Origin of the sequence: Aeribacillus composti, from assembly GCF_007827555.1 — a bacterium.
Classification (GTDB): domain Bacteria; phylum Bacillota; class Bacilli; order Bacillales; family Aeribacillaceae; genus Aeribacillus; species Aeribacillus composti.
In genome coordinates this window covers 32,923-51,524 of sequence record NZ_VISS01000031.1, presented here as the reverse complement: position 1 = coordinate 51,524, position 18,602 = coordinate 32,923, and the positions used below count along the sequence as shown (strand labels likewise).

General features: G+C 37.7%; 14 protein-coding genes and 1 pseudogene. 8 read left to right on the top strand and 7 right to left on the bottom strand.

Annotated elements, in window-relative coordinates; translation table 11 throughout:
• The first annotated feature begins 203 nt into the window (after positions 1–203).
• The gene (locus FB379_RS14920) at positions 204–392 is read left to right on the top strand and encodes an IS3 family transposase (RefSeq protein ID WP_158640208.1); all 189 of its coding nucleotides are present in this window, start codon (positions 204–206) and stop codon (positions 390–392) included.
• 1,264 nt (positions 393–1,656) lie between these two features.
• On the opposite strand, the gene FB379_RS14915 is transcribed toward FB379_RS14920, so the two are convergent.
• Positions 1,657–1,860 carry a hypothetical protein gene (locus FB379_RS14915; RefSeq protein WP_144598295.1) on the bottom strand — a complete coding sequence of 68 codons (204 nt, stop codon included), beginning with the start codon at positions 1,858–1,860 and terminating at the stop codon, positions 1,657–1,659.
• 1 nt (position 1,861) lies between these two features.
• Positions 1,862–2,163 (bottom strand): annotated as a pseudogene (locus tag FB379_RS14910) (transposase); the annotation flags it as partial.
• A 119-nt stretch (positions 2,164–2,282) separates the two neighbouring features.
• Between FB379_RS14910 and FB379_RS14905 the strand changes: the two are divergent.
• The 3 genes from FB379_RS14905 to FB379_RS14895 all read left to right on the top strand — a co-directional run bounded on the left by FB379_RS14905 (position 2,283) and on the right by FB379_RS14895 (position 4,653).
• Positions 2,283–2,756 carry a hypothetical protein gene (locus tag FB379_RS14905; RefSeq protein ID WP_094244402.1) on the top strand — a complete coding sequence of 158 codons (474 nt, stop codon included), beginning with the start codon at positions 2,283–2,285 and terminating at the stop codon, positions 2,754–2,756.
• A 234-nt stretch (positions 2,757–2,990) separates the two neighbouring features.
• Positions 2,991–3,392 carry a hypothetical protein gene (locus tag FB379_RS14900; RefSeq protein WP_144598294.1) on the top strand — a complete coding sequence of 134 codons (402 nt, stop codon included), beginning with the start codon at positions 2,991–2,993 and terminating at the stop codon, positions 3,390–3,392.
• A 1,078-nt stretch (positions 3,393–4,470) separates the two neighbouring features.
• Positions 4,471–4,653 carry a hypothetical protein gene (locus FB379_RS14895; RefSeq protein ID WP_144598293.1) on the top strand — a complete coding sequence of 61 codons (183 nt, stop codon included), beginning with the start codon at positions 4,471–4,473 and terminating at the stop codon, positions 4,651–4,653.
• A 111-nt stretch (positions 4,654–4,764) separates the two neighbouring features.
• Here FB379_RS14895 and FB379_RS14890 read toward each other — a convergent pair whose 3' ends face one another.
• Positions 4,765–6,087 carry a short-chain fatty acid transporter gene (locus tag FB379_RS14890; protein ID WP_144598292.1) on the bottom strand — a complete coding sequence of 441 codons (1,323 nt, stop codon included), beginning with the start codon at positions 6,085–6,087 and terminating at the stop codon, positions 4,765–4,767.
• Between the two features lie 216 nt (positions 6,088–6,303).
• On the opposite strand from FB379_RS14890, the gene FB379_RS14885 reads away from it, so the two are divergent.
• Entirely contained in the window at positions 6,304–7,182 is an 879-nt protein-coding gene (locus FB379_RS14885; RefSeq protein WP_063388774.1) for a LysR family transcriptional regulator, read from the top strand.
• A 544-nt stretch (positions 7,183–7,726) separates the two neighbouring features.
• Here the strand turns inward: FB379_RS14885 and FB379_RS14880 are convergent.
• Both FB379_RS14880 and FB379_RS14875 read right to left on the bottom strand, forming a co-directional pair.
• Positions 7,727–9,034: an MFS transporter gene (locus FB379_RS14880; RefSeq protein ID WP_144598291.1), complete on the bottom strand. Its 1,308-nt coding sequence runs from the start codon at positions 9,032–9,034 to the stop codon at positions 7,727–7,729.
• Between the two features lie 170 nt (positions 9,035–9,204).
• A complete protein-coding gene (locus tag FB379_RS14875) occupies positions 9,205–10,764 on the bottom strand; it encodes an AMP-binding protein (RefSeq protein WP_144598290.1) in 1,560 nt (519 codons plus the stop codon).
• A gap of 189 nt (positions 10,765–10,953) precedes the next feature.
• Here FB379_RS14875 and FB379_RS14870 point away from each other — a divergent pair, with 189 nt between their 5' ends.
• The 3 genes from FB379_RS14870 (at position 10,954) to FB379_RS14860 (ending at position 15,270) form a co-directional block, all read left to right on the top strand.
• Entirely contained in the window at positions 10,954–11,544 is a 591-nt protein-coding gene (locus tag FB379_RS14870; protein ID WP_144598289.1) for a TetR/AcrR family transcriptional regulator, read from the top strand.
• A gap of 900 nt (positions 11,545–12,444) precedes the next feature.
• Complete coding sequence (locus tag FB379_RS14865; protein WP_144598288.1) at positions 12,445–13,974, top strand: malate:quinone oxidoreductase; 1,530 nt, start codon at positions 12,445–12,447, stop codon at positions 13,972–13,974.
• A gap of 963 nt (positions 13,975–14,937) precedes the next feature.
• Positions 14,938–15,270, top strand: coding sequence for an antibiotic biosynthesis monooxygenase family protein (locus tag FB379_RS14860; protein WP_066250125.1), 333 nt, complete (start codon positions 14,938–14,940; stop codon positions 15,268–15,270).
• A 461-nt stretch (positions 15,271–15,731) separates the two neighbouring features.
• Here FB379_RS14860 and ald read toward each other — a convergent pair whose 3' ends face one another.
• Together ald and FB379_RS14850 are read right to left on the bottom strand one after the other, a co-directional pair.
• On the bottom strand, positions 15,732–16,862 hold the full coding sequence (gene ald / locus FB379_RS14855; RefSeq protein ID WP_144598287.1) for an alanine dehydrogenase: 1,131 nt from the start codon (positions 16,860–16,862) through the stop codon (positions 15,732–15,734).
• A gap of 112 nt (positions 16,863–16,974) precedes the next feature.
• Positions 16,975–18,225, bottom strand: coding sequence for a PucR family transcriptional regulator (locus FB379_RS14850; RefSeq protein ID WP_144598286.1), 1,251 nt, complete (start codon positions 18,223–18,225; stop codon positions 16,975–16,977).
• Positions 18,226–18,602 lie beyond the last annotated feature (377 nt).

Sequence of the window (18,602 nt, the reverse complement as noted above, 5' to 3'; positions counted from 1 at the left end):
GTCGTTAAAAAACAGCTTCATGTGGCATAAGGGGTACTCCGTTTGTCTCTTTTTACATGGTAATTATTGTAATGAAAATTGCTCAACTACAGTTAATAAGTAGTCTTTATCAATCTGTTTTTTTATTGTTTTAGTTAATGTAACATAACTGATGTTAGACTAAAAAGTAGACACTAATAATAGACTAAAAAATGAGGTTCTACATGACAAAAAAACAAAGGCGGTACGAGGAAGACTTTAAACGTCAAACTGTTCGTTATATTTTGGAGGAAGCAAAAAAGAGCATATTTGAGTATATAGAAATATTTTACAACAATAAACGTATTCTCTCCGCAACAGAGTATTTTTCGCCATCCGAATACGAACGTATGTACTATAAAAAGGGAGCTTAATGAACATATTATATAGAATAGTTAGACCAGAAAATTTACCTTTTAAAAATAATTAGGAAACGTCGTAATTATTTTTAAAAGACCACCAAGCGATAGCGCGCTAGCTGCTAAAAAAGTTTATAAATTTTTGTGTCTACTTTATTGACCTAATATCAGATATTAAATTGATTCAAGAGGAAATAGAAAGAACAAATGAAGATAATAAGCTCATAGAGTTTGGAACCTTTGATGTGACTTATAAAGGAAAACAGACAAAAATACGAATTCAAGTTGAAATACAAATTGAAGACGAGGATAAAGAGGTAGTTATGTATATATAGTAGTCAAGAATTAGTAGATATTATAGATAAGGAAATGTTGAAGGTAGAGGGACAAAGGGAATTTTAATAAGTCAATAACTTGCTGTACAAAACTATTCACAGCTTGAAATAAAATATTTTACTCCAAAAAATAATAACCTTAAAATGTAGATTAAACTAAGCGCTAAGTGATCCCCTTCATAATAGGTGGAAATTATTTTACGTTTACAATTCACAGCATCTTATAGTCAAAAGTACAATTGAAAATAGGAAAAAAGTAAAAAATATGAGTTTCGTAGTAAAACTTTATTTTAGCTAGAATGAAAGAAGGGGTCATTACACATATAAGGAAAAAGAAAGAGAAGAGGAAACAGAAAAAGGAGGAATCTGTAAAGAAAACTAAAAAATTGATAAAAGAAATACTGAGTAATAAATTTACGAACCTGTTTAGTGAAATTTTGTCTATTTATATTAATTTTGTTACTAAAAAGAGCATTAGACCTTATTATTGAAAACATTAATAAATATATAACTCCGGTATTTAGAAGTAAACCGGTAAGATTAAAAGTTGACCATTTTAAGGTAAACACTGCTAAATCGATTTATCTGCGATTACCACTCAAGACATGTGGAGTGTGTGGCGAAGATGGTTTTAAAAAAAGAATTATAATAGGTCTTCTTTTTATGAATTATGTTATTGTATTGCCAAATACGGCTACTTCAATATTCAATCATTTGTTGATCAGCATGGATGATCGGCTTACTCCTTGTTTCTAAAAGAAAATATAATCAAAGATAAAAACAAAAGGGCCGTCATGTGGGAGTGCTTGGAAGAGATTGTGTTGAGGGAAAATTAAGCAGAGGGAGCCGGAAATCCGTAAAGATTTTCGGAGCTCCCTCTGCTTTTATTTCGATTTAGTCAATGAAGAAAATTCAGGAATTGCCTCATGAAAGGACAGGAACTTTTAAAATTGTATTTTGATTATTTGTTGGCTAATCCATTCAACCAATTTTTGGTTGGGAATGGGTGTATGAAAAGAGGTTCCGTTCAAACTATATAGAATATTTCTTGATTGATCACGATTGCTTTTTTCAATTAAATCGAACAATTCTTCTTTACTTAAATCAGCTTGATGAAAAAGAGAAAGAATTAAGGATTCATAGGACATGAATTGGACTATTCTCCCGCACTTTAAGATACAAGGCATCTCAATTAAAAAAGGGTAATGAGTTTGTAGGGGTTTCATTCTAAATTCATGGACTAAAGGATCTAGTTTTTTGCAAAGGGCTGAAACAGTGGATTTCGAGAATTTCTTGCCACATAATTGTTCTGTAATTTTTTGTACTTTCCGAGTTGAAACACCGTTTACCACTATTTCCATCATTGCAAGCAATAATGCTTGTTCGCTATGCTGATAGCGTTCAAAGAGATCGGTACTAAATTTGCCATTACGATGCCGCGGTACGTGTAAGTGACAAATATGAAATTTTGTGTAAATAATGGTAATATATGGACGATATATATAATGAGGGTCAATTATTCTATGGGCTGGTGAATCCTCAAAAATAACATTTGAAAGGGGGTGCTCATATGAAAGCAAAGAGGTTAATCAGTTTATTGCTTGTGATGGTCGTAGTATTTTTCATGACAACAACCGCATTCGCCGCTTCGTCATCGAAAACATTCACCTCATCCTCTGGAACAATCGGTTCAATGAGTCTGTATCTTGACCCGGGTGAGAGTGGTTCCTCGTCTATTGCTACAATTAATGTCTCCGGATTACCGGCAGATGCGGTCATTACAAAGGTCGTTGCTGATTGTAACACGATGTCGTATTCTGGCGCAATCCTGTCAAACAGATTGTATATAACAACCAGTAACATTTCCGGATGGACATCGGCACCATGGGGATCTGGTAACAAAACAGAAATTTCTGCAGGATTGATTGGCACGCTTGCGAATGGCACATATCAACTTTACTATACGGGAACCAACGTCAGCAGTTTGTCTCCCGGTTATAAAACATATAAAAATATAAAGCTGACGGTGTACTACAACTACTAAACAACATCTTAAACCCGGATAGGTAAGTAGTGGTTATCTCCAGATATTTTCCAGCAAAGTATCAGGCGAAATCCTATGCAAAGGAGTGAATGGAAAATAAGTCGTATAAAACCATTAGATGTCAACTTAATCAATATATTGCTTGGAACAAAAATTGACAATAGGCTGCGGATGAATGGCTTTCCGTCCCCTGACTTTACCAGGTTCGATTTCTGCACGAAAACAGCCCCTGCCATGAGTGAAGAAGAATTCAGAGAGGCTATTATTGAACAGGCAAAAAAAGATGCCGCCAAAGGTATCTGTGGCGGTGAATCTGCGGGCTACAGAAATCTTATGAAAAGCTATATTTCCGTTGTGTCTCCAGATAGAAAAGGTATTATCGCAAAAGCATCCCAAAGTTTTGCCGGCAAAGGCCGAATATCCTTTGTGGAGTTCAAAGATGCAGGTAATAATGTCATTGCCCATTATTCACAAAATAATGGTTGGACAATGGTGATGACAAAAGCAGAAATGGCACGAACTAGTGAGTTTAGCGCAATATACGTTGAAGCATGGCGCGAGGCATATTATGGGAAAGGCAATACTATTGATGGTGCAGCCATCTCATCGGGAAGTACATTCAGCGTATCTGTTTAATCTCACTAGTTTCTATTCAATTTTCGGGCGGAGGTGTCCGATAAGTCCCTAAAATGAAGCAAGTGGAGAAAAACAATGCGTTTCTCTCCACTTGCTTTTATATTTTTTCGATTTTTATCTGAAAGTAGCTTTTTGGAAATGGATTAGCAGTTTTCTACCGCGGTGGAACCTCACACCCTAACTAAAGTGGCGTGCTTCTCCATGTTTCTATGAGAATTTCCTGCTTCATCACCTCGCAGCCTATCTCTTCAGGCTTCGATCCACTTCTGCATTGATTGCGTAAAATATGCTTCGAGAATTCTCTACTGGCTGTACAATTTTTTTTAGAAAAATACTCTGTCAAACGATGACAAAAACAATTCCTGCTCCTATGAGTCAGGAGTTTCTTTGCTGTATTTTCTCCTTTTTGTGACAAAAAACGGATTTACCGAAACATAGCCCCTATATATAAAAGTTAGTAGTTTTTTTCGACATAGGGTGAAAAACCACGTCAGAAATGACAGACATCACACCACTGCTGGCGAGAAAACCAAACAAAGGAACAAATCCAAAAAACAATTAGAACTGTTTGTTAAAATTATCTATTTTGTGTTTTGGGAGACAGATTATCGAAAAAAAAATCACATCGTTTGACTGATATGTCTTTTGCGAATAGGTTTCTATAAAATGCAATAGGCTTTCCCTTTTGCGATTCTCTCTTAATTTTTCTTCTCCTCTATGAAAAAAGAGATGGTGATTTTTTCTGGTTTACGGTTTTTGAGTGATAGAACCGATCTTTTTATCTATTATTAACGTTTTCAATAGGAAATTGAAATTGGAATTATCCAATAGTTTAGAAGGAGAAGAAAATGATGAATGAGGAAAAAATGAAAATGATTGAGTTGGCTGTGAAAGATTTGGTTTTGTAATGCACAAATTCAGGACACAAAACGGTCTGCTTTAATTGGATTATGTCAAAAATTATTTGAAAAAGCTCATCGGCCGGGATTCGATTCATCCTCAGTATCTAACGGGAGAGATAGTAACCTTCTGCACAGCACAGCAAGCACGGCAACATTTTTTTAGGAGAAACAGCAAAGTGGGAGTATTTTTTACAAGAAAATATGCATCCAGTCCCATCATTAGACAAGAATGCTGGAACGATCATGTTCCTAATTGGAACAATAAAAAGGGAACCATTGTCAAAACACCCGGGATACCGTCAATCCCGTCAAACGGAGAAGGAACAAAAAAAGGATTAAAAGCAAATGATAGTTTTTGATAAACTTTAAAAAATCCATCCCAAGAATGCTGGCGTCATAACAGCATTCTTGGGATTTGTTTGCAAAACATAGAATATTGGGAAAATTTTTGTTGTGGGACAACTGAAACTTTAAAACAGCAGAAATCCAATGGAGATCGGGATAAAACTGAAAATTAGAATCATGACGCAAAATCCCATAATATCTCGGATGTGGAGGCCTGCGATCGCTAAAATGGGAAGCGCCCAAAACGGCTGGATCATATTTGTCCAAGCATCTCCCCAGGCTACCCCCATTGCTGTTTTGGCCGGATCTGCTCCCAATTCCATTGCTGCCTGAATCATAATCGGTCCTTGAACCGCCCATTGCCCGCCCCCGGATGGAACAAAGATATTGATTAAGCCAGCGCTAAGAAAGGAGAGGTAAGGCAAGGTTTGTTCGGTCGAAACACTGACGAACCATAATGCGATTTGCTCAGACAATCCTGAATGAATCATCATTCCCATAATTCCAGCATAAAAGGGAAACTGGATGATAATCCCACTGGCGTTTTTAACGCCGTTCGCTACCGTATCCAGAAACCTTTTCGGTGTTTGATGAAGCAAAATTCCAAGAAAAAGGAAAATAAAATTGACGATATTAATGTTTAGGTTAAATCCGTTTACAACAAAATGATAAACAATAAATGCAATTCCCATAATGCCGATGATCAGGGATATTGTCCGACTGTTTTCCAATTTTTCTGCTGGTGTCATAGGTGTCACATGTTCTACTGCTGCTGCTTCTTCATTTGGAATCACCCATTTCGTTCGATCTTCGAGCTGGCTCTCTGCATTTTTTAACAAATAACGGTTAAACAGCGGCAAGGTGATCAAAAGGGCAATAACAATAAACAAATTTGTCGGGCTAAAAAGGGTTTTCGTCACTGGGATCACGCCCATGGATTCCTCCAAAAAGTGGCCCGGGGTTGCAATGGTAAGTGGGATCGAACCGGAAAATCCCCCGTGCCAAATGAGGAATCCGCTGTATGCACTGGCAATTAAAATACGGTAGTCGACGGATGGAACATACTTGGCAACATGTATGGCAAACAAAGCGCCGATCACCAGCCCGAAACCGTAATTAATCAGGCAGGCGATTAATGAAACAATGGTTACAAGCATGACGGCATGGACAGGGGTGCGTGCAAAGGTGCTTACTTTCGCCAAGAACCTTTTAATGACGGGAGTGTTTGCTAATATATAGCCGGTTACAACCACAAGGGTCATCTGCATGGTAAATTCCAGTAAATCCCAAAAACCTAAACCCCAATGGGTGACCATGTCCACTGGACTGTTGTCTGTAAAGAAAACACCTAATAAATATACTAAAAACGTTAAAATAATGGCGAACAGCAAGGCATCAGGCAAATAACGCTGCACCACCCGGTTGAAAAAGGATGTAAGTGTCTTCAATGGTTTCTCCTCCCTTTAGCAAATAATAATTTCTGTTTGTTTTTTCCACCGGTTCCGTTAAAAAATAAGAACAAGTAAATGAGTGCATGATGGAATCGCTTTCAAAATTCCTTTTTTGCATCCGCTTACATAAAAGTTTACACAGGGACAAACGGTAAAGTAAAATAAATAAAATGAATCTTATTTATTACATTTGGGAATAAAAAGGGGGATTCGATGGAACTTCGGGACATTCAATCCTTTATTGAGGTGGCCAATCATCAGAGTTTTACAAAGGCTGCGGAGCACTCCTATTTATCCCAGCCGTCATTAAGTAAAGCCGTGAAAAAGCTGGAAGAGGAATTTCATATGGAACTATTGGAACGATCCACGAGGCATATTCAATTGACGGATGCAGGAAAAGTTGTTTATGAACAGGGAAAAAAGTTAATGAGTATTTTGGAAGAAACGAAAATGCTGCTGGATGAACTGGCAAACGTCGCCATTGGAGAAATTAAAATCGGCATTCCTCCCCTTATTGGAACGTTGTTTTTCCCTTCCATTGCCGGAAACTTCCATCAACAATACCCGAATGTCAAATTGGAGTTGGTGGAGGTTGGCGCAAGGGTGGTAGAGCAGCTGGTGGAAGAGGGGGAAATTGATGTCGGCATTGTGGTTCTGCCGGTGGATGAATCCATTTTTCACATTTCTTCTTTTTTTACGGATGAATTCGTCCTTTTTATCCACAAGGATCATTCTCTGGCCTGCAAACAAAGGGTGTCCGTCAAAGAATTGGAGAAGGAAAGCTTTATATTATTTGCAAAAAACTTTACGTTGCATGAATTTATCATTAACACCTGCAAAAATTCTGGTTTTACCCCGAATATCGCCTATGAAAGTTCCCAATGGGATTTAATTTTGGAGCTTGTTTCATCAAAAATGGGGATCACATTGCTGCCGAAAGTGATAGGCGGAAAACAAAATAATCCGGATATTGTTATTATTCCCTTGAAAGAAAAGGTTCTTTGGCATCTTGGTATTATCACGAAAAAGGGTCGGTACCGCTCCTTTGCTTTGAAAAAATTGCTGGAGATGCTTACGGAGCAAGAGAAGTGATATCTATACATTCCATTTCGAGTAACATTGTATTTCAATGAATAAATAAACCGTTTCCTAATGATGGAAAGTACCTTAGGACGGAAATTCCTTGGCTGCAGTCTTTCATTTTTTGTACAAAAGATATAATAAACGTATAAATTGTTGGTAAATGAAAAAGTTATTCGTACGACGAACATTGATAACCGTCTTTAAACGATTCTCTGTCAGGGGGACCAGCCGATTCAGCGGCACTAACTGTATCCACTCTGAGCCGCCAACTCAAGAGCGGATTACTTTTTTAAAAAAGACAGTATTGGTCCATCCACCCCCAGAGGAAATAGCGAGCATGAGAGATTCAAATAATGTCAAGGCATCCCCTTTCCTTCAGGGAGTGGCTCCAACCTTGAGTTTTTCGTTTCTAGCAACTGCGTAAGAGGCATTCACACCATAATTAGGCCCCACACATAGATATACCAAAGGAGTTTATTTAAAAATGAAAACAGGGTAACCTCATTCAATAATTTTATGGTACCCTGTGGAAGGATAGAAATCTTATTTTACCTTACATTTTTATGCTGAAATTATTTTCAGCTGTTTCAATATGATGATCGTATAACGAACGTTTTCTCGTATCCGGAACTAACAGACTTAAAATAAGGGATAATATAATGCCTCCCATCATAAATCCGCCAAAGACCCATGGGGAAGGACCGAAGGATTCGGCCATTGTTGTCCAAATCATCGGACCGAAACCAACAATGGCGGCTGCCACTTGATACCCGAAGGATAAACCTGTGTAGCGAACCTTTGCCGGAAATAATTCGGAGAATAAGGTGCCCTGTGTTGCGAAAATCGATGCCCAGATGATTCCCAGCATCACGCCTTGCATGATGTATAACCAGGAAGCGCCCTCGTCAACCAATGAAAAATAAGGGATAGATAAGATAAACAATAAAATTAATCCGACAATATAAATAAGTTTTCGACCAATATAATCAGACAAGTATCCTACAACCGGAATGGTGATAATCATAGTCGCGCAGCCAATGGTAAGGGCTGTTAGTGCCACTTGGTTGGAATACCCCAAGTACACCGTAGAATAAGAAAGAATAAATGACATTAAGAATACATTGAAAAATCCGTCCCCAATTTTTAAACCGATAGCATGCAAAACACTTTTCCAATTCGTTTTGAACGTTTCCAAAAATGGTATTTTCGCAATTGCTCCAGCTTCCTTTTGTTGTTTGAAGGCAGGAGTCTCTTCAATTCCGCTTCGGATCCAGAGCGCGAGTCCAATCAGAACGACACTAAATAAAAACGGAATCCTCCATCCCCATGCCAAAAATTGTGTATCAGAAGTAAAATAACTAATAACCGTTAAGCTTAATGAACCGAGAACTAAACCGATAGGTACACCTAACTGGGGAATGGAACCATACAGTCCGCGAAGGCCTTTCGGGGCATATTCGGTGGCCAACAGAACAGCTCCACCCCATTCACCCCCAAGGGAAATACCTTGGATGAGCCTTAAAAGGACGAGTATAATCGGCGCCCAAATACCAATTTGCTCATAAGTAGGAAGAAGACCAATCAAAAATGAACTTCCGCCCATTCCAATAAGTGTAAATATTAAAGCGGCCTTTCTTCCCATCTTATCACCAAAATGACCGAAGATAATGCTGCCGATAGGTCTGGCTGCATAGCCGATGCCAAAGGTTGCAAAAGAAAGCAACAATCCTACAGCCGGATCATGACTTGGAAAGAATAGAAATGAAAACACAAGTCCCGTAGCAGTACCATATAGGTAAAAATCATACCATTCAATGACAGACCCTGATAAGCTGGCAAACAAGATACGGATTTTGTTCATAAAAATACACCCCTCATCTCACATATCTAATAATCAAATTCAAATTCTCTTTTTGAGGGAATTCACGGTTATTTCATTATCGCTTGCACTGGAACGGCGGAATTCCATTAATGACATTCCGAGGTTTAACATGTTGGAAAAGCAGGTTCATAAAGGTAAATTGAATGATTTTAAAGTACATTTTCGGATTTCCTCAACAAATGTTTTTGAATTTTTCCGACAGACGTTCTAGGAAAGTCCTTCACAAACTCGATGGTATTCGGTATTTTAAATTTTGAAAGACGGTTCCGGCAATGTTCAATCAGCTCCTGTTCCGTCGTTTGTCTGCCTTCTTTTAAAATTACAAACGCTTTAATGGCCTCATCCCGCATCTCATCAGGCACGCCGATGACAGCGGCTTCATACACGTCCGGATGTTCCATGATTACATTTTCTACTTCCATTGCCGCTACGTTTTCTCCAGCACGTTTGATCATATCCTTTTTCCGATCAACGAAGTAAAAATAACCGTTTTCTGTCATAATGGCGTTGTCCCCTGTATACAGCCAGCCGTCTTGAATAGTTTCGTTGGTTGCCTTTTCATTTTTGAAATACCCTTTCATAATAGTGCGCCCCGGAATGCCTTTTACAATGATCTGACCGGGTTTGTTGACCGGTACTTCTTTTCCCGCTTCATCCACAAGTTTGACTTCGGCGCTGAGGATGGGCTTTCCGATTCCGGTATTATCCTTTTGCCCATATAATGGATTCATTAATGGCGGTGCTACAGTTTCTGTCATTCCGTATAGCTGCAACAGCGGTACATTGTATTTTTGTTCAAATTCCTGCAGTTGTTCAGGCGTGACCGATTGGGCAAAGATGATTAAGCGGAGAGGATTTTCTTTGTCTGCCTCATCAAAACGCTGTGCTAAAATCATGCGGATGGGAGCTGCAAACAATGAACCGACTGTTGCATGCAATCTCTTTGCCTGCTTAAAATATTGGGAAGCACTGAACCGTTCCGTGATGGCAACACTTGCTCCAACGGTTAAGGCAGGCATAAACAGATAGTATTGGCCATTGCCATGAAAAAGAGGAAGTACGATCAAAGCCCTGTCTTCTGGGGTAAAGTTCAGGGTCTTCGAAACAGCCTCGCCAGTATAAAGATAATTGGCATGAGTAATCATGCATCCCTTCGGCTTAGAAGTTGTTCCCGAAGTATACATGATGGAGACAATATCATCGCTTTTGAGGGATATAGGAGGAATGTCTCCCTCTGCTTTTTCAATTAAATGATCCATGCTTATTTCTTTGTATAGATCATTTTTGCAGCGGCTTAACAATATTTTTTTAAGATTTGGCAATTTGCTTTGAATTGATTGAAACTTTTCCAAATACCCCTCTTCTGTAATTAGGAGAACCGATTCCGAGTGGGCTATTGTATATTCCATTTCATTTGCAGTCGAGAGGATGTTTGTTGGTACCATAACCGCACCGACTCTAGCTAATGAAAACCAGCAGACAATGAAGTCAGAACCATTTGGAAGATGGAGAGTAACCCGGTCGCCTTTTTGAATCCCTAAATCCAAAAGTACTCGGCTGAATTTATTCACTTTTTGCAAAAACGTCTGATAAGTATACATGGTGGTTTTTTTGTTATTATCTTCAAAGACAAGAAATGGTTTATCTCCGTGCAACCTGCATTTTTCATGAAGCAAATCGATTATCGTTCTTTCTCCAATAATATCCATAGATTTCACCCCCTATAGTAAACGCTTACATAAAAAATAGACTGTAGTCTTTATAGACCATAGTTTATTTCAATACATTTGATTTGTCAATAATATTTTGTTAATTTAGAATATTTTGTATAATAGGTTTTCCAAGACCATTAGATATAATAAAAGACAAGTTGAGCTAGGAAAAAAGGGGATTTTTTTATGACATTAAATGCAAAGCAAAAAAAAGCGCTTAAAACCAAAAAAAGAATTTTGGAAACAGCTTTGGAGCTGTTTAGTCAAAAAGGATATAACCAAGTCACTGTGGATGAAATCGTCGAGAAAAGCAAAACGTCGAAGGGAGCCTTTTATGGGCATTTTGCTTCGAAGTCAGAAATTTTTTTGGAAAAGTTTAAGGAAATTGATAACTTTTATGATGAATTTTGCAAAACATTGCCGAATGAATTATCTGCTAAGGAAAAAATTATACGTCTTTCCATCACACAAATGAAGTATTTGAAAAACGATTTAGGGAAAGAGTTAATGCAAACGATTTATATGAATCCCCAAAGCGCAAAGTTTCTGGCGGATACGAATCGAAGATTATATCACATTCTTGAAAATTACTTACAAGAGGGACAGGAAAAAGGGGAGTTCACCAAAGATTTTTCAATACAAGAGCTGGCCATGATCATTTCCAGGTGCATGCGGGGAACTTTATATGATTGGTTTATTTTCGAAAAGGAACTAGATCCGGTCATCGAGATTGAAAAGATGCTTCAAGCGGTTTTTCAAGGAATTGAAAAATATTGATTCAAAAAATTACTAGAGCTTCAGGATCATAGGAAATTACTTATCCTTGATATGAAATTGAGCCATACTGATCATCCTTTTCTTCCTCTCTTATGTTTGAATGTTCTGACACTTCCAAGCATAAGAGAGGTTTTGAAAATTGGGAAATCAAGTGGCTCATTTTTTTATGTGGTCGATCCTCTGTAAAGTGACTTAATATTAAATGATCAAATTCAAACATACATCCTATATGTAAAAATTTGTGTTTTTTTGCATAGAGTGAAAATCCACGCCAAAAAATGACAGAACATCATCGCTGCTGGCAAGATAAGCAAACAAAGGGATAAATCCTAAAAAACAATTGGAACTGTTTGTTAAAATTATCTATTTTGGGAGGCAGAATAAGTGACTGATTTTATAATTGAGTGACATGTTCATCATCTGTTGTTTGAAGAGATGATTTATCTGTTTTATTTTGTGTAACTGTTCGCGTTTCATCGATATCCCCCTTTAACCAAGATATATCTCATAAAGAGCTCTATTTGACTGCTTATGGATTTTTTTTGATCTTCTTTATCGGTAGAAACTCTTATTTAAACAGCACATCTCATTCGTTCAGGTGATATCTTTTGATTGGTGAATAATGGGATATGTTGATGGAGTAAAATGATTCATTTTCAAGAAAAAATTAATTTTAGCGGTCTGGTTGTATAAAGTTGATATAGAATCTGTAAATCTATAAATAATCGTGATGGACTTTAATTAGAAATACTAATAATGAACTATACTTAAATAATGATATACTATAATTAAGATATAATTGTTGTAGAAAAGGCGTGTGGCGAAAGCCATGGAGAGCTTTGAATTAGGCAGGTCGCCTGCATCCTTTCTACAAATATTGGGGGATAAGGATGGGGAAAAATGAGTAGCAGACAAACTAACACAGACGTTATTTTAATTGGTGCCGGAATTATGAGTGCGACTTTAGGGACACTGTTGAAAGAATTAGCGCCGGAATGGGAAATTAAAGTGTTTGAAAAGCTCGACAAACCAGGAGAAGAAAGCTCTAATGAATGGAATAATGCAGGAACGGGGCATGCTGCACTATGTGAGCTTAACTACACACCCGAGAAACCGGATGGATCTATTGATATTAGCAAAGCTATAAAAATTAATGAACAGTTCCAAGTTTCCAGACAGTTTTGGTCTTACCTTGTAAAAAACAATCTAATACAAAATCCGCAGGAATTCATCAGACCGCTGCCCCACATGAGTTTAGTCCAAGGGGAAAATAATGTGAGATATTTAAAGAAACGTTTTGAAGCGCTATCAAACAATCCATTATTCCAAGGAATGGAATTTTCTGATGACCCGGAAAAACTGAAAGAATGGATTCCGCTTATAATGGAAGGACGTACATCGAATGAACCGATCGCAGCAACCAAAATCGACTCAGGTACGGATGTTAACTTTGGAGCTTTAACACGCATGTTATTTGACTACTTAAAAGAGAAAGAGGTCGAAATATACTACAAGCATAGTGTTAAGGATATTAAACGCACAAGCGACAGTTTGTGGGAATTGAAAGTGAAGGATCTCAATAGCGGTTCAGTTGAAATCCATAAGGCTAAATTCGTATTTATTGGAGCCGGCGGGGGAAGTCTGCACTTGCTTCAAAAATCTGGTATTCCAGAAGGTAAACATATTGGTGGTTTTCCTGTAAGCGGATTATTTATGGTATGTAATAATCCAGAAGTTGTAGAGCAGCATCATGCAAAAGTTTACAGTAAGGCTAAAATTGGTGCACCTCCTATGTCAGTTCCGCACCTTGATACACGGTATATCGACAACAAAAAAACATTGCTCTTTGGACCGTTTGCAGGCTTCTCGCCTAAGTTCTTAAAAACTGGTTCAAATTTGGATTTGTTTGCTTCCGTAAAACCGCACAATTTCGTAACTTTGTTGGCATCAGCCTTTAAAAACTTTTCTTTGGAAAAATACTTGATCGAGCAGCTTCTGTTAACGAAAGAAAAGCGCATGAATGAGTTGCGTGAATTTATCCCGACGGCTAAATCAGAGGATTGGGATATAGTCGTCGCAGGCCAACGTGTGCAAATTATCAAAGATACTGAAGCTGGCGGTAAAGGAACGATTCAATTTGGTACAGAAGTTGTTACGGCTGCAGATGGCTCGATTGCTGCATTGCTAGGTGCTTCTCCTGGAGCTTCTACTGCCGTACACGTAATGCTTGAAGTAATTAAAAAATGCTTTCCTCAACATCTGAATAAATGGGAACCGAAAATTAAAGAAATGATTCCTTCTTATGGTGTGTCACTAGTGGAAAACCCGGATCTTTTCCATGAACTTCATACTTCAACAGCAGAGACGCTCGGTCTAAACGGACAAGAACCGATCTCTGGTGTAAACGAAAAAGAACCGGTTTATAGCTAATTTCTTGGATGAGAAACAAAGGTGTGGAATGAATAAAGTTTAAAACAGCCACTTTTCATCAGTGGATAATTGTTTCTATAATAAAGAAAAGAGACTGATAAGTCAATGATTTTAAAGCAGAGATAATATAAAAAAATTGCAGAATAATAGAATATAATTGAAAATAATCCGTTTTTAAAAATTTTTTGTCACGACGAAAAAAAGAGGGATGTCTAATAAGTCGTTTTTTCGACTTATAGACCTCCCCTTTAATGTTTTAGTAACGTTTATATATTGATGTTTATGTGTTTTTTGTTTTAATGACGTTTTGATTTTTGATATGCCTCCCCATTAGGTAGACAGATTAAAAAATAAAAATCTGTTTATCTTCATGGGGAGTTTTATTATGAAAACCAAAAGAGTTTATCCTTACGGTGTTACACACATGCGGAATTTGAATGGAAAGCCATTTTGACAATAAAGAGCTTGCTCTCCCGCAGCCTTAAAAGCATTGTAAAACTTGTGTTCGTAAAAAGACACCTGTCTTGGATAAAATTTAAACTTATTTATCAAGATTGGCAACAATATTGCCACGTAAAAAACACATGTTAGGAGCTGATTTCGTTTGACTTCATAAACGTGTGTTTTTTTGTTGCGAACTTTTATATTAAAATAGTTTTTTAAAATAATGAACGAATATTATCTTGGCTAATGGAGTATCTGATACGAAAGCCGGACAAGTAGAGAACAATTAAATAGTGATAGTGTGCCGGCAATTCAATTTTTCATCTGATGGGGACAGCGGAGCCATATCGTCATATGTTGTGCTGCGGATCAGGCGCTTTGCTATTGGCCATCATCTTTTTAAATGAATTGATTGAGAAGCGTTTTGAAAAAAGATGAATATTTCTTGCGGGTATTATTGAAAATGATAATTGTTATCAATTATAATAATGTATAATCACAATGAAAGGAGTAATGTGAGTGTTTGTTCAAATAAAAACTATTTTAGTGACAGAAGGACATGCCGATCGAATTGTTGACCGCTTCACTTCACAGGGAATAATCGAACAGCAGCCGGGTTTTATCGATTTAAGCGTGCTTAAGAAAAGGCAGAGAAAAGGGAATGAAGAAGTACTCGTTATGATTCGCTGGGAATCAGAAGAGGCTTGGAAAGCCTGGGAGAAGAGCGAGGCTCACCTTGCTGGTCACCGGGCGAACCGAGGCAAGCCTGCTCCCTCCTACATTTTGGAGAGTCGTCAAGATGTCTTCTATGTGCTGGGTCAGAAAGGTTATGTAGAGTCCTCTACTCGATAAAATAAAGCAGCCTCCAGTCCCAAAGTAGGTTTTTCCTGAACATATGCTCTAAAAATTTTTAAATGCCCATTCATTTTAGCTGATGGTCAATTGTGAATGGGTGTTTTTTTATTGCTTAAGAATCTATTCATGTGTGGGGTTTCTGGATCCAATTGAGCGTCAAAAAGGATTAGAAGAACTTAAATCATTGCTATTAGAAGAATAGTAGATACATAAGAAGGGGAGATCGTTGTTGGACGCGATCTCCCCTTCTGGATTTTATGATATGAAAAATCCGTACACAGTGGCATAATACACACATCTAATTTTCAGTTGCTGAGTGTTGTTGAGAATTATTATTCAATAATTGGCATGATGTGCCGAAAAAAAGATGGAATAAAAATGCAAATGAACGTTCGTCCATTTAAAGAATCCTAAAAACACCCTTCACAGCTAAGCATGAAGGGTGTTTCATCAGCGTTTTAAGAATACAATCGTTCGGAGATAACGTCATCGACTGGAACATAGTCATAGCCAAGGTCATGTGCTACTGCTTTAAAGGTTATATTTCCATTCATGACGTTCACGCCTGTTTTAATCGCTTCACTTTCTTTAATTGCTTTGATTACACCTTTGGAAGCAATTTGCACAGCATATGGAATCGTGACATTTGTTAGGGCAATTGTTGCTGTACGTGGAACCGCACCTGGAATGTTGGCGACTGCATAATGCAGCACTCCATATTTTTCGATAATAGGATTGTCATGAGTTGTTGCATAATTAATCGTTTCAAAGTTTCCGCCTTGATCAATAGCAACGTCGATTATGACTGACCCGGGCTGCATAGATTTTACCATTTCTTCCGTTACAAGCTTAGGTGCTTTTGCACCGGGAATCAGCACCGAACCGATAACTAAATCGGAGTCTTTGACAGATTCTGCAATATTATAAGGATTTGACATTAACGTCTGCACAGTTGAACCAAAAATGTCTTCTAATTGACGCAGGCGAGCAGGATTTAAGTCAATAATTGTTACATCTGCACCAAGGCCTTGTGCAATTTTTGCTGCATTCGTTCCGACTACACCGCCGCCAATAATCGTGACTTTCCCGCGTTTGACACCAGGAACACCGCTTAGCAGTATTCCCTTTCCTCCTTTAGATTTTTCCAAATATTGCGCCCCGAGTTGAGCTGCCATGCGGCCGGCAACTTCGCTCATTGGTGTCAATAATGGCAGTGTATTATTGACGGTAATTGTTTCATAAGCAATAGCGGTTACTTCATTTTCCACTAAAGCTTTGGCCAATTCCGGTTCATTTGCCAAATGGAGATAGGTAAATAAAATTAACCCTTTTCGGAAATATACATATTCAGCCGGGAGGGGCTCTTTTACTTTCAGAATCATTTCTGCTTTTTCCCAAACCTCTGAAGCTCTTTCAACAATCTCGGCACCAGCCTGTTTATACTCTTCATCGGTAAAACCGCTTCCGATTCCAGCGTTTGCTTCAATAACAACTTTATGTCCTGCATTTATTAATTGCACAACCCCTGCAGGTGTGATAGCTACACGATTTTCATTATTTTTAATTTCTTTCGGTACCCCGATGATCATCCTCACCATCTCCTTAAAATAACATCTGCACCACTATCATATCTCTTTTAGTTGAACCTTACTTTATGAAAAAATCAGAAAACCGCAAAAGTAATTTGTGTAAATATACAAATTACTCGACATTCATGCTTTCAAGTTTTAAATCCAGAAATAATGTTATTTTCTGGTTAGGGTCTTTCAGGTTTACTCCTGTTATTTCTACAACTCTTTTTAAACGGTAATTTAACGTATTCGGATGAACATGTAATAATTGCGCTGCTTGATAAACATTGCAGTCACATTCTAAATAACTTTTAAGCGTAAGCAATAAATCGGTGTGATGCTTGAGGTCATACTCTCTTAATTTTTTGATTGCCTCACTTTGATAGTGGTCACGAACTCGGATTTGATAAAGTTCATCTAAAAACTGATAGATGCCGATCTCCTGAAAACTATACTTTTGCTGTAATTCATCGGGGAATTTTTCCTTAAGCCTTAATACTTTCAATGCTTGTTTATAGCTGCAATGAACATGCTCCGGAGAATGATAAACGGAGCCGAAAGCACCAGATATATTTCGGATTTGTAAACGCATACTTATTTTGTTGATAAAATCTTTAATAAAACCGGAAAGAGCGTTAATCGCCTCTTTTTCTGTTCTGAGCCGGGTAAGCAATATTAGTTGATTTTGATCAAATAATTTGCTGACTACTTGAACTTGGTGCAATGTTTCAGCTAAATAATAGGCATGTTTTTCAATAGCTTGTGTTATATCATTTTCAAAGTTAATGATAGCAACAGCAAGATTTCCATCCAGATTAACCCCAACTCGTTTAGCCTGGTGTTTAATCTTAGACACATCGTTCAGATGACCTGTTAATAGCTTCCATAGAAATTCTTGATGACTCTCTTCTTCTTTTCGTTTTCTTATTCGCTGAAGGAGGAGCTGGTTTTTCACAAGCTTTGCAGCTTCCTTGAGCAAATGCAATTGATCATCGTCCATTGTTTTATCATTGATTTGTGCCCATATAAAACCTAAAACCTCATTATGTTTTCGAATCGAAACAGCGACACGGTTGCCTAGTCCAACTTCTTTGATTGCAGGGACAATAACAGGTTCATCGCTTTCGAACAGTTTTGCCATAATCCCATTTTTCCAAAGGCTGTTAATGATTTTATCTGGCACTTTTCTACTCATAATCGTGGCCATTCTTGCTTCATCTACATTTTCTTTATGTCTGCTGTAGGAAATGATCTGATGATTGGAATCCTCTATCGTAATTGGACATTCAAGCATTTCACCAATACGGTCTGCCAAAAGGTCTAGGGAATCGTCTTGACGCAACTGCGAAAGTAATTGTGGATAGCCTAATGAATTCCTCATTAATTCTTGCCCCCCTTTTGCATTTTTACAGTCCTAAATCCAATAATGAAGGGTCAATTGAAATGAACAAGAATCACCCGTTTTGTCGATCATTATTGAAAAAAATTTCTGAACAATTAGAAAGCCTAAACAAGATTCGTACCAAAATATTCTGCGCCAGAAGCTCATACCGCCGAAGGTAACATAAAGAGTAATATAGCGAAAAAAGAATCTCTACATGGTCAGCCAAACACCGAGAATCGCAGATTACATTTTGTTTGCTTCTATAAATGCAGCCAATTCTCCAAGGATTTACAGTTATGAAGAAAACTAAATATTTGCTTTTCTTTTTTCATTTACGTGTTTTGCTAATTTCGTGATATTGATTTTTCCTAAAT